A 12,780-nucleotide genomic window follows, 5' to 3' on the forward strand; every position below is an offset into this window, starting at 1 on the left:
CGCAAGCGGTGAACTCGCACTCGGATGCGCTGATCGCGCGGCTCCGACTGGAGATCGAGAAGCTGAAGCGCGAGATCCATGGCAGTCGCTCGGAGCGGAAAGCCCGGCTTCTCGAACAGATGGAGTTGCAGCTCGAGGAACTGGAAGCCGACGCCGGTGAAGACGAGCTCGCGGCGGAACTGGCGGCACGGTCGTCGACGGTCAGGGCCTTCGAGCGCAAGCGCCCCTCCCGTAAGCCGTTTCCCGAGCATCTGCCGCGTGAGCGTGTCGTCGTTGCAGCGCCGGCGAACTGCCCGTGCTGCGGCTCGGCCAAGCTGGCAAAGCTTGGCGAAGACATCACCGAGACGCTGGAGGTGATTCCGCGGCAGTGGAAGGTGATCCAGACCGTGCGCGAGAAGTTCTCTTGCCGTGAATGCGAGAAGATCGCGCAGCCGCCGGCGCCCTTCCATGTGACGCCGCGCGGCTTCGCCGGGCCAAATCTCCTCGCCATGATCCTGTTCGAGAAGTTCGGTCAGCATCAACCGCTGAACCGGCAAAGTGAGCGCTATGCCCGCGAGGGCATCGACCTCAGCCTCTCGACACTGGCCGACCAGGTCGGAGCCTGTGCCGCGGCGCTGAAGCCGGTGCACGCGCTGATCGAGGCGCATGTGCTTGCCGCCGAGCGGCTTCATGGAGACGACACCACCGTGCCGATTCTGGCGAAGGGCAAAACCGACACGGGGCGCATCTGGACCTACGTCAGGGATGATCGGCCCTTCGGTGGACAGTCGCCGCCGGCGGCGCTCTATTATGCCTCGCGCCATCGGCGTCAGGAACATCCCGAGCGTCATCTGAAGAGCTTCAGCGGCATTCTGCAGGCCGACGCCTACGGCGGCTACAACCCGCTGTTCAAGGCAGACCGTGACCCCGGTCCGCTGACCCAGGCGCTGTGTTGGGCGCATGCGCGCCGCAAATTCTTCGTGCTTGCCGACATCGCCGCCAATGCCAAACGCGGCAAGAACGCCGCGCCGATCTCACCGATCGCGCTCGAGGCCGTCAAGCGCATCGACGCGCTGTTTGACATCGAGCGCGGGATCAACGGGATTGCCGCCGACGAACGGCTGCAACGACGCCGGCAGGAAAGCCGTCTTCTCGCCACCGAACTTGAGGCCTGGCTGCGAACCGAGCGGGCCAAACTGTCGCGCAGTTCTGAGGTTGCCGAGCCTATCGACTACATGCTGAAGCGCTGGGACGGCTTCACGTCCTTCCTCGGCGACGGCCGGATTTGTCTCACCAACAACGCCGCCGAACGGGCGCTGCGTGGGTTTGCTCTCGGCAGGAAAGCTTGGTTGTTTGCAGGCTCCGATCGCGGCGCTGATCGGGCCGCCTTCATGGCAACCCTGATCACCACCGCAAAGCTCAACGATGTCGATCCGCAGGCCTGGCTGGCCGATGTTCTCTCTCGCATCGCCGACACGCCGGTCACACGGCTTGAGGACTTGCTCCCGTGGAATTGGAGCCTTTTGACGATCGCAGCAGCTAAAGCTGCCTGATCTGGGCCTTCCATTATTGAGTTCACTTGCAAACCGGATCGTTGAGGCCGTCAGATGGGATATCGCAACTCCGCTCTTTACACCCTCAAATATGTGGCCGAGATGCTCGAAGAGGACGAAGACTTTTTGCACGATTGCTCGATCGAGATGTTCTCGGAAGACGGTGGCTTGAGCGCCTACGACGACTATCCCGCATCCGAATTAAGCAGACCTATCGTCGTCTTCACCGAAGACGGCATCGACAACCTTCGGCAGATCGTCGACGAGCGCAGGGCTGCGGGCCACGCACCGCCCAAACCTACCGCAGAAAACCCTCGCCCGAAATCATAGCACCACCGCGGCCTTGGCCGAATGGTTACGTTCCACCCGGATGTCGCCCAAATGTAATTAATTACACCACGCGGCTGACTACTGGTTCTTCTCAGCTAACTCCGCGTTCTTCACGCCATTCGTGGTTAGCCAGCACTGCGATCCGGGTGGCAATCTAACCGTCGCCCTTCCCAGTACGCTCGCCCGGGGATTTCGAATTAATTCTATGTCCCACCGTTGGGAGGATTGGGAGCATCGTCTCACTGCGCACTGCCATAGCCACGGTTCTCAGAAACACTGACCATTGCTCGGTGGAAGGCCTTATAGCCGATCCTCCCGATCCTCCCAATCCGCCCATCATCCTTTTCCTTCGGAGCCGAGAGCGTTAGAGTTCGGCGTCGATTTCGGTTGAATACCGAGGTACATCGTTACGCAGCTCTTTGTCTTCGAGTAGCCACGTTGGGTTAAAGCCGAACCGAATGTTTTCGAAGAGCCGGGTTGTTCGCCGTGATCCAGCGCGAATGCCTTCCAGGAGTTGAAGAGCGTGGACGCGGAAGCCTTCTTGTCAGCTCCAACTTCACACTCGGACGCAATCCACTGGCCAACCAAATCTTGCTCGTCGAAATAATCTTCGGTCGCCTGTAGGACCGCGTCTGGTCTGATTAGCCCGTTAGCTTGCCAATCGAGACAGCCAGCGATCATCCAGCGCAGAATTCCTGCGTACTCGGTCCTGAGCTTGGTCACCAGAGCTCGGTCAGGTTTTGTCGGTTTATGAAGAAATGGAACGATGTTGAAGCGTCGGCGGGCGGCGTCGTTTACGCTTCCTAGTTGCGGCTTATAGTTGCCAACGATGATGAACTTGAAGACTGGAGTAAACGTAAAATGATCACGCCTCATGAAGTTCGCTGTTACGGGATCTCCGCCAGTTAGCTGATTGATACGACTCTCTGCCCACGCTTGCCCCTTCTCAGTCTCAGAAACGCCGACAATTCGTGCGCCATGTAGCATTGCGAGTTCAGTCAGATGCCGTGTGTTTCGTGTCGCGGCAAACGTCTCCATAGCTGCAGTCTTAGCATATTCACCCGCTATCTCTGAGATCACGGTTTGCAGCACGCTCTTACCATTTCCACCGGCGCCATAGATGAAAACCAAGGCCTGCTCGGTGGTGACCCCGGTGAGGCAGTAGCCCGCGTACTGCTGCAGAAACCTTTCAAGCGCTTGGTCGCCCCCCGTGGCCTCCGACAAGAATTTGCTGAACGTGGGGCACGGTGTGCCATCTGTCGCGGGCGCTACACTTGTGAGTTTGGTGATGTAATCGTCGCGCTTGGCCTCGTTTAGCTTTCCAGTCTTTAGATCCACGGTCCCACCGGGCGTACCTAGCAATAAGTGATTCCGGTCCCATTTCTCGGCGGTTACGGACAGCTGCGGATCGGCGCGTGCCATATGCTCCACCCCTTCAGCGGCTTTCTTGGACGCCATCCGGGTTTGGCCCCCTCGATGCAGCCGACACAGCTCGCGCGCGTAATGGAATGCGAGTTTGGTGCCGTCTTCTCTCCAATGTGTGTTCGACCAGATGAACCACTTGCCGAGAGTGTGGTCGTAGCGAAGGTTGTCGCTATGACGGGTCGCGAAGTCATCGGCAACCCAGTCTTCGGTCAGCTCGGATATGTCCTTTGACGCGCCGGCGGGAAAGCTGAGAACGATGCCAGGTTTCCCATCGGACGGCCCGACGTCATGGGAGCCTCCAGCTTCAGCAGGTGCCGCTGAGCTTTTCTTGGTTATTTTCAGCGGCATCTCACGCGCTCTCGACCAGCTGATAGGTGTTCCAATCGGAATTCAGGGTGGGCGGGTATCGAACTTCCACGTCGGTGCCCGCCTTCGCATGTCGCCAGGCGCACCGCCGAGCGGCCTGCAGACCCGCTGCGTCATGGTCGGCGAAGATGATCAGCCGCCTTAACCCTTTCAGCACAGGTAAGGAGCTGACGCCGCCTGCTGACATGACTGCCCAGACAGGGACGCCGAAGATTTGAGAGGCGCTGAACGCAGTCTCGATACCTTCGGCGATTCCAAGCAATGAGGAAGCGGGTTGAAGGCGAATCGCCGCGTCCGATGCAATGCCCAGCATCATCTTAGGACTTGAGCCCCGAGGCATGGCCCGCTTGCCCGTGCCGTCCTCTTTCAACGCGGTCCGGTGGATGCCTCTTGGCTCACCGGTTATCACATCGCGCATCAAAGCAATCATCGCCGGAAGCTCATTTCCAGGCCCAAACGGACAGCATGGGTGAAAGCGAAGCGTCTCAGCCGCGGTGATGGAGGGTGAGAGCAAGCAGCCACGGGTGGCGAGATAGGTTTCAACTATCGTTCCATGTGGCGGGAAAGATTGCTCCCATATTTTCAGCGCGGAAAATATCCGCCCACGCCACGGTGCTGCGTTGTCATCGACTCCAGTGTCTCCTTCGACACGGAATGATCCGTCTTTCGAGATTGCCTGAAGTCGTGCCCGCACGTGGTCGCGGCAATCGACAAGATCATCGCCAGCGAGGCTGTGAATGCGTAAGGCGTTAGACTCCTTTCGATCTAGCAATATGCCGAGAGAGCGATCTCTCCTGCTGTGGCCAGGCCCGGGGATATTGATCCATCGGCCGTTCACGTCACCGCCAAGACGTTTCGCGAGTTCAGCAATTCTCATGACCCGGATCTCGGCGTCACACGCTCCGATGTTGACGAACGCACGCGCGCAGACAGCCACACATACAGGTCGGACTCACGATAGAGGACGAGTTTATGCCCCGACTTTGCGTATGGGGGCCCATCCCCGCGCACCCTCATTTTGGCGAGACTGGAGACTGACAAGTGCAAAATATGAGCGGCCTTGTCAGGACGAATAAACACATCTTGGGGCATTTGAGGTCCTTTCTCGGTATCGAGTGTCAGGATGATTCCTCAAACGACCAGTGATTTCGAGACTAACTAATCCGGCGATAAGTTGGCCTAGCTTAGTCAACGACGAAGCCACGGTAGGGGTATAGCCTCATCGCCTCCTTGGGGTCCTTTAGCGCCTTTTGTACCTTCTTATACGATGTGCGAATTGTATCCTCCCCGCCCTCGGCGGATGTCCCCTTTAGGCCCTCAGAGGCTGGTTGATAGGCCTCTTCCAGTGTGACACCCGTGTTCATCAACGCTCGAACGCGCAGGTATCGCAAAAGGTGTTTTTGATGGTCGAAGTATACTGCCGAGTCATTTCCATGCTTTCCTTTTCCTATGGTTTTTCCCTTCTCTATGCGTTCGATGACAAGATCGCGTGCAGCCGCTAAAATCCACCTTGGGACAGTTGCGCCGCCTTCCTCGTCTGCGAGTTCATCACAAAAGGTCAGCGCGTCTTGGAGCGCTCGCATCACCCCCGCGTTGTAAAACTCGCGAAAAGCGGCCAGTCGCTCATGGGGACGAAATATCGGCTGTGATAGAGCCTGAAAGGCTTGAGGAAATTCAGGACTTTTGGTCATTTCCCTGGTCGCTTTCCCCAATCCAACTTGCTGCAATGGTCCGCCCGGCGCGCTGCGATGCGTCACGCTGGGATTCATCTACTAAATGAGCATAAACCTGCGTGGTTCGCAGGTCTCGGTGCCCAAGGAGCTTTCCGATCATCAGCAGGCTATTGCCGTCCTTTGCAAGGATCGTTGCGAACGAATGTCGCAGATCGTGGATCCGTACATCGGGGAAGTCAGCGGCAGCCCGAACTCTCTGCCAACCATCCTGTAATGCGGTGAAATGACCCGAGCCCGACGCTGCGGGAAACACGTACGGATTTCCCGCCACGATGGGCCGGCTGCGAAGTATCGAAAGCGCTTGATCGTTTAAGGGAATTTTCCGTGCTCCAGTCTTGGTATCGGCGAGATCGAGATAGCCGTTCTCGAAGTCCACTTCAGACCACTGAAGCTTCATAATTTCGCTTTTCCTGCAGCCCGTCAGGATGAGCAGCTTGATTACAGGCACGACGTTGGCATTCATTGCCATTGAGGCCGGATGACTGAGCGCTTTCCCAAGCCGACCAAGTTCTTCGATCGTCAAGAACCGCTCGCGCTTTCTGTATTTGGGCGTCGTTACATTCCTTACTGGGTTGTCTGTTCGGAGCTTGGATTTCTGGGCAAAGGTGAAAATACCACCGAGCAGCCCGACGGTGCGAGTGGCCGTCCCCCTACCGCCCCTGACTCTAGCGAGGCCTCGTTTTCCTGTCTTGTGGTCGCCCGCCGTCTTGCCCGCAACGATGGCTTTCACGAATGCCTCGACATCTGCCGACGAAACGGCTCTTACGAGCAGATGGCCGAGAACTGGTTTGATATGGCGTGAAATGCGACCACGATCCGTTTCGACGGTTGATCGTTTCTTGTGCGCACACCCTGTCCCCAGATAGATGTCGCAGAGCGCGGATACGGATATGTCTTTGGCAATAGCGTGACGCTCGGAAGATGGATCGCGACCGTCATTTACGTCGTTGCGCAGCTTCACTGCTCGCTTCAGGGCTTTGTCAGGAGTCCATGCCCCATACGATCCAATAGCGATCCGACGGGTTCGTCCATGATGCCGATACTGGAACAGATACGACTTTTTTCCGGAGGGGAAGATACGAAGGCCAAAGCCTGGAAAGCCATCATCCCAGATGATGTATTCTTTGTTTCTTATCTCCGCCGCATCGACCGTACGTTTGGACAATTTCGCCATAGAATGCTCCAACCAACTCGAGCCCCGCGGAAGCACTACGGAAGCAGCCAAGGGGCACTCAGAGGAAACTATTGGATTGTATCTCGTAAGGTGGTATTGCGTAAATATATGATTTGTCTCTGCAATTATCTCTATCGCTACTATTCGGAAATGCACAGTGCATCTCTCCGAAGGCAGAGGTCACAGGTTCGAATCCTGTCGGGTGCGCCACTTCTGACTTCGTCGAATACCGCAAACACCTGCCGCACCATGCCACTCATCGGATCATCGTCGCAGGCTCTCGGCGGGGGACGATCCTTCGCGCAAGAAGAAGCTCTGGACACAACACCAAAGCGGGCCGGCAGCCCGATCGCTGCCGCGCCGTCGCCTGCCTCCTGTGAGACAACGGACGGCTCCAGACGAAGCAGGCTGCATCGTCAAATGCATTATGAAAATACCTTTGTGGGGTCAGGTTTGAAGCTTGCCACTTATGGCTGAAATAGCCATTATGGCCGATCTGGGAGGGGACCAATCCCGATGAAAACGATGTCGGCCAAGGATGCGAAGAACGCATTCGGGCTCTTGCTTGATACTGCGCGTGCAGAACCGGTGACGGTCGAAAAGCACGGGCGGGCGGTCGTGGTTGTGATGAGCGTGGAAGAGTTTGAGCGCCTCGTGGGGCGCGAAGATAGGGTCCCACCAGCCAAGGAGAAGGGACCCGGTTAGTTATGGGGGAAGCTCTATTGAAATACGATACCCTGGCCAACCTGCTCCAGGCTCGCTTGCTCGTCGGATATCTCGGCGAGAGCGACCAATTTGCGTGGTGGCGAACCAACTTCTATCAGCCTGCGAGCCAGCATTTCTTGGAGCCTATCTTCCCGCGCACAAGCCACCTCGCGCGGTATCACGGCGTCAATGAAGCAGCCCGCCGCATACATGACGAAAGCCTCAGTGCGGGTTCATATCACTTGTTCCGGTTGCCGGAAGAGCTTGAGCAGGATCTGCACGCTCTGACTGATAGCGATGCCGGAAAAACGCTCCATGACAAACTTCCTCAAGACAAAAGAAGCGCATTGGACCTTCTCCATTCGCTCGGCGGCGCAAAGGCTCAGCCAACAGAAGGTCCGACCGCGATAGGAACCAGTGCTGACGTGCGTTCCTCCAAAATCGTTGGACAGATGGCCTCTCTCTACGGCACCGCTTTCGAGCGCGGTATCAGGTGCTATCCTTACTTGGCGAGACAATAGCTGTGGTGGGTGCGCCCTACACGACGCAGCTACAGGCCGGGTTGGGACTCGTGACGGAGACCAAGGCTCTTCTTGACCTGTGGACGCCGGGCATGACGGCCAATCAGCTGCAAGAGGCCGCGCGCAGGTCTGGGCGCTTTCCAACAATCACCGACCGACGTTTGCGCAATATCGTCACTGAGTGCTTTGCCCCGCGCTATTTAGCGGCAGGAGCTGCCCCCGCCGCTCATATGAAGCTTCTGTCAAAATCTCTGCCGACTGCGGAGCTTGTGCAGCTGATGCTGATTTTTACCTGCCGCGCCAACTCCATCTTGGGAGATTTTGTACGGCAGATTTATTGGCCTCGTTATGCCGGTGGCTATCAGGCGATAAGCAACGAAGACGCTCGCGCCTTTGTTGAGCGCGGCATCGATGACGGGCAGACCTCCAAGCGTTGGTCCGCAACAACCGTTCGCAGAGTTTCAGCGTACTTGACGGGCTGCTGCGCCGACTATGGTCTGCTGGAGAAAGGCTTGCGGTCTAGCCGCAAAATTTTGCCATTTCGAGTGACATCTCCAGTCGCGGCATATCTTTCCTATGACCTGCATTTCTCAGGGATCGGCGACAATGCACTCCTAAGCCATGACGATTGGAAACTCTTCGGACTGAGCCGTGAAGATGTGCTCGAAGAACTGAAGCGCCTTTCGCTCAAGGGACACGTAATCATCCAGGCTGCGGGTGACGTTGTCCGCATTGGCTGGAAACATCCAAGCATGGAGGCGCTCTGCGATGTCCTCTCTAAGGGCTAACTTCGATGAGCTTCGCGAAAGAATCAAGCATGGCCGCGAACTCGGTCACGCAAGCTTTGAGCCGATTTTCTATCTCGTTTTTTCTCCCGAGCAGATATTGGACGTCAAACGTCAGACCCCGGCGTGGCTTTCAAAACTTCATCAGGATCATTGGGACGTGCATGTCTTTTCGATCGCCGAACATTTATGGGCATTGCTGAAAGGCGACCCGTTTTGGACGATCTGCGTTACCCAAGACAAATCCGATCCGCTTGATTGGAAGCGATCAAACAAGGCTTTGGCCGATATCATTTCAACGGGAAATGGCCTGCTCGGAAAATTGGAAGAGATGATAGCTGCGCTCGAAGGGCAATCGAATGCGCTCGTTCTCGTCACTGATCTTGAAGCGTTGCATCCTTTCCTTCGCATTGGCGCCATCGAAAGTCAGCTTCAGGGCAAATTTCATGTGCCCACCGTCTTTTTGTACCCTGGCGTCAGGACCGGGAAGACCCGCCTGCGATTCCTGGGCTTCTACCCCGAGGACGGCAATTACCGCTCCGTCCATGTCGGTGGATGAGAAACAATGAAGTTAGTGAGAACGATATGACGATCCGCGCGCTCTTCGACCCCAGCAAAGATATTCAACGGACGATCGAAAAGGTCATCTCCTATGGCGCGTCGCAGGAGAATCGCCTCAAGGCCGAAATCTCCGAGTACGTTGTCACTGAGAGCATTGAGGAGCAGTTCCGCAAGCTTCTTGACCGCATGCAGCTAGCTATGGAGGCCGGCGGCGAGAATGAAGTGGGAGTCTGGGTCTCAGGATTCTACGGGTCGGGCAAAAGCTCATTCACGAAATATCTCGGTCTCGCCTTCGATGACACGCGTACTATCGACGGCACGCCCTTCATCAACTTCCTTCAAAACCGCCTGAACAAGGCGCAAACGAAAGCGCTGCTCACAACCGTTGCGAAACGCTTTCCTGCAGCCGTGGTCATGCTCGACCTCGCGAGCGAGATGCTCGCCGGCGCCACCATGGAGGACGTCACAACGGTCCTCTATTTCAAAGTGCTGAAATGGGCTGGTTATTCCGACAATCTGGTCATTGCTGACTTCGAGCGCCGCGTTGAGAAGGATGGACGCCGGCAGGAACTGGACAAACGAATTTCCGGACAATTCCCAGGAAAAAGCTGGTCGGACGTTCACAACAGCCCGCTGGTTCTTTCGGCTCTCATGCCAAAAATTGCGCATGAGTTTTTGCCTGAGCTTTTCCCAGACGAGCGGTCTTTCAATGCGGAAACGAAGGGATGGTTGAAGTCCCAAGATCAGCAAATTCAGGAGATGATCGACGTCGTTCGCCAGAAAAGCGGCAAAGAGAATATCATCTTCATCGTAGACGAAGTGGGGCAGTATGTTGCCTCCCGTGACAATCTGATCCTGAATCTCGACGGCCTTGCGAAGAACCTCAAACGCTTGGGCGACGGTAAAGTTTGGATTATCTCAACGGCGCAGCAGACGCTGACCGAGGATGACCCGCGTGCCGCGTTAAACTCGGCGCAGCTCTTCAAACTCAAAGACCGTTTTCCGATACAGATCGATCTTGAATCGAGCGACATCAAGGAAATCTGCTACCGCCGACTGCTCGGTAAATCGCCGGCGGGTGAAGCCGAACTGGGAAAGTTATTCGACGCGCACGGCCAAGCGTTACGGCACAACACGAAGCTCCAGGACGCAAAATATTATGACGCGGACTTTAGCCGTGAGAGCTTCATCAACCTCTATCCGTTCCTGCCGGCCCATTTCGACATATTGCTCCACTTGTTGGGTGCGCTCGCAAAGTCGACAGGCGGCATCGGGCTGCGCTCTGCCATCAAAGTGATCCAGGATGTTCTGAAAGGCGAAGGCGGGTCAAAACCCATGGCCGATCAGCCTGTAGGCTGGCTCGCCACGACGGTGACGCTTTTTGACGACCTAGAAAAGGACATTCGCCGCGCATTCCCGTCCGTCTACCAAGCAGTAGGTAAGGTCATCATTCAGTATCCAGACTCTGATGTGCACCAGCAGGTGGCAAAGACGGTGGCCATTTTGCAGATCCTGGGCAACTTGCCGGTTACTGTCCAGAACATCACGAGCTTAATGCATGCGGGTATTACCGCGTCATCGTGTGTCGATGATATCCAAAAAGCCGTGGACGAGATGCTTGCCAACGTGCGTGTCCCGCTCGGCGAGAAAGACGACAATCTCGTCTTCCTAAGCGAGCGGCTGCGCGACATCGAGGAAGAACGCGGCGCCATTGCGCTGCGGTCAGTCGATGTGAAGAACATTTTCACATCCAACCTCCGGGAAGTGTTCGATCCCCTCCCGCGCCACAATCTGCAGGGGACGATGGCAGTCGCTACGGGTCTAAAAATCCAATCCGGAAGTGCAGTTACGAGCGTGGCGGGCGATCAGAACGCGATCCAGACCATCGTCGATCTAGTACCACCAGGTGACGCCGAGACGGCGCGCGTGCGCATGTTGGATGACTCGCGCAGCCGGCAAAACCGAAATGTCATCGGATTGTTGGGACGCACGAACCCTGATATCGACGAACTGACGGGAGAAATTTATCGCTGTCAGCGAATTGCGGAGCTTCATCGCAACGAGCCGGAGCAGGAAACAAGAGATTATTGCGCCGGGCAGATCGAACGGGCCGCCAAGTTGGCGACGCAGCTGCAAAGCAAGATCAAACAGACGTTGCAGGCAGGCTCATTCATTTTCCGCGGCCAGGTTACGGCTGTTTCCGCCCTTGACCCCGATCTGTTGGATGCGGCCAAGAAGCTGCTTAGCACCGTCGCCGGGGAAGTTTTCGACCGATATGCAGAGGCTCCTGTCCGCGTGCCGACCGATAACGCCGAGAAATTTTTGAAGGTGGCAAACCCTGCTGCTCTCGGCAGCAACCTCGATCCCCTCGGCTTAGTGCAGACCGTTGCCGGACGAGCGACGTTCCGTACCGATCACCGCGCCATGACGAGCATCCGCGACTACATCGACCGCCATGGCATCGCGAACGGGAAGCGTCTCCTTGACGATTTCAGCAACGATCCGTTCGGTTGGTCGCCTGACACAACCCGCTACATCTTGGCGGCAATGCTTATGGCAGGGGAAATCAAGCTCACGGTATCGGGCCGCGAAGTCACCACGGCGGGGCCGCAAGCCATCGAGGCGCTGAAGACGAATAACTCGTTCAGGCAGGTCGGCGTCTCGCTGCGTACGGAGCGACCCTCGAACGAAGTCTTGAGTCGGGCGGCGCAACGTCTGACGGATGTGATCGGCGAGTCGGTTATTCCGCTTGAGCAGGAAATCAGCAAAGCGACAGCGAAGCACTTTACGCGGTTTCAACTTGAATATGGAAACCTGGCGGAACGGCTGAGCCGTCTTGGCGGTGCCGGAAGTGATCGGGCCCGCGCGATGAATCAGGACATTGCCGATGTCCTATTCACCGACGCATCAGACGCCCCGCAACGTCTCGGCGCTGAGGATTCCTCGATTTACAACAACCTCAAATGGGCGCTCGACGTAAAGAGAGCTTTGGATAATGGACTTGATGCTGTTTTGCAGGAGTTGCAAGACCATAGGCGAGAAATAAGTTCGCTGCCCGACACGGGCGTTCCTGGTGAACTGCGGCGCGAGTCTGCCGACGCGCTCCAGTTTATCGCGGATCGCATGGCGACAGAGGAATTCTACAGGCACGCCGCTGATTTTGGTTCTCAATTGACCGAGACCAAAGGACGCGTGCGTTTCGCCGTGAGCACCCTTTCCGAACAGCAAAAGCAAAGGCTGAAAGACGGCCTAGAGGATTTGCAGCGTATCCCCGAATGGAGCGAGCTCACGCAGGAAGAGAAGAGCAATACGGCCGGGCGGTTAGACGCTCTGGAGCTGACGGTCACCCATGACCTGGTTGGGCTCCGGAAACTGCTTACCCGCGACTACGATATTAGCAGCACAATTGATGAATTGAGGCGTTCGATCCAGCGGCAGGGACAAGAGCGGTTTCGGCAACGCGCAGAAGCGCAAAAAGGCATGGCCGAAGAAGGCCACCAGAAAGTGTTGGAAGAAGTGCCTTTGCCAATCAAACTGTCCTCGCTTGCGGAACTGGACGCCCTCATCCTGCGTCTTAACGAGTTGCGGAACCAATTCCGCCGCTATCAGGATGTCGAAGTCTCGTTCGTCATCGATCGAGGTAAGTAG

General features: G+C 56.7%; 11 protein-coding genes. 7 read left to right on the forward strand and 4 right to left on the reverse strand.

The genetic code is table 11. The features are described from left to right. Both tnpC and NKH36_RS18220 read left to right on the forward strand, forming a co-directional pair. Positions 1 to 1,532: IS66 family transposase (tnpC, locus tag NKH36_RS18215; RefSeq protein WP_352963753.1), on the forward strand; the 1,532-nt coding region annotated here is incomplete at its 5' end. A gap of 54 nt (positions 1,533 to 1,586) precedes the next feature. Continuing rightward, positions 1,587 to 1,862, forward strand: coding sequence for a hypothetical protein (locus tag NKH36_RS18220; RefSeq protein WP_352963756.1), 276 nt, complete (start codon positions 1,587 to 1,589; stop codon positions 1,860 to 1,862). A 336-nt stretch (positions 1,863 to 2,198) separates the two neighbouring features. On the opposite strand, the gene NKH36_RS18225 is transcribed toward NKH36_RS18220, so the two are convergent. From NKH36_RS18225 to NKH36_RS18240, 4 genes are all read right to left on the reverse strand, one after another. Further along, positions 2,199 to 3,635: a phage/plasmid primase, P4 family gene (locus NKH36_RS18225; protein ID WP_352963116.1), complete on the reverse strand. Its 1,437-nt coding sequence runs from the start codon at positions 3,633 to 3,635 to the stop codon at positions 2,199 to 2,201. A gap of 1 nt (position 3,636) precedes the next feature. Next, positions 3,637 to 4,530: a DUF7146 domain-containing protein gene (locus NKH36_RS18230; protein ID WP_352963114.1), complete on the reverse strand. Its 894-nt coding sequence runs from the start codon at positions 4,528 to 4,530 to the stop codon at positions 3,637 to 3,639. A gap of 307 nt (positions 4,531 to 4,837) precedes the next feature. Further along, positions 4,838 to 5,344, reverse strand: coding sequence for a hypothetical protein (locus tag NKH36_RS18235; RefSeq protein ID WP_352963111.1), 507 nt, complete (start codon positions 5,342 to 5,344; stop codon positions 4,838 to 4,840). After that, complete coding sequence (locus tag NKH36_RS18240; RefSeq protein ID WP_352963108.1) at positions 5,328 to 6,560, reverse strand: tyrosine-type recombinase/integrase; 1,233 nt, start codon at positions 6,558 to 6,560, stop codon at positions 5,328 to 5,330. Before NKH36_RS18240 ends, NKH36_RS18235 begins: the two co-directional genes overlap by 17 nt. A 516-nt stretch (positions 6,561 to 7,076) precedes the next feature. Here NKH36_RS18240 and NKH36_RS18245 point away from each other — a divergent pair. The 5 genes from NKH36_RS18245 to brxC are packed head-to-tail and all read left to right on the forward strand — an operon-like array spanning position 7,077 to position 12,780. Beyond that, positions 7,077 to 7,265, forward strand: coding sequence for a type II toxin-antitoxin system Phd/YefM family antitoxin (locus NKH36_RS18245; RefSeq protein WP_352963105.1), 189 nt, complete (start codon positions 7,077 to 7,079; stop codon positions 7,263 to 7,265). A gap of 17 nt (positions 7,266 to 7,282) precedes the next feature. Then, the gene (locus NKH36_RS18250; RefSeq protein ID WP_352963102.1) at positions 7,283 to 7,786 is read left to right on the forward strand and encodes a BrxE family protein; all 504 of its coding nucleotides are present in this window, start codon (positions 7,283 to 7,285) and stop codon (positions 7,784 to 7,786) included. Between the two features lie 5 nt (positions 7,787 to 7,791). Further along, positions 7,792 to 8,574 carry a BrxA family protein gene (locus tag NKH36_RS18255; RefSeq protein WP_352963099.1) on the forward strand — a complete coding sequence of 261 codons (783 nt, stop codon included), beginning with the start codon at positions 7,792 to 7,794 and terminating at the stop codon, positions 8,572 to 8,574. Continuing rightward, positions 8,555 to 9,130 carry a BREX protein BrxB domain-containing protein gene (locus NKH36_RS18260; RefSeq protein WP_352963096.1) on the forward strand — a complete coding sequence of 192 codons (576 nt, stop codon included), beginning with the start codon at positions 8,555 to 8,557 and terminating at the stop codon, positions 9,128 to 9,130. Before NKH36_RS18255 ends, NKH36_RS18260 begins: the two co-directional genes overlap by 20 nt. Positions 9,131 to 9,156: 26 nt before the next feature. After that, positions 9,157 to 12,780: a BREX system P-loop protein BrxC gene (gene brxC, locus NKH36_RS18265; protein ID WP_352963093.1), complete on the forward strand. Its 3,624-nt coding sequence runs from the start codon at positions 9,157 to 9,159 to the stop codon at positions 12,778 to 12,780.

Origin of the sequence: Mesorhizobium sp. M1312 (assembly GCF_040318115.1) — a bacterium.
GTDB lineage: Bacteria > Pseudomonadota > Alphaproteobacteria > Rhizobiales > Rhizobiaceae > Mesorhizobium.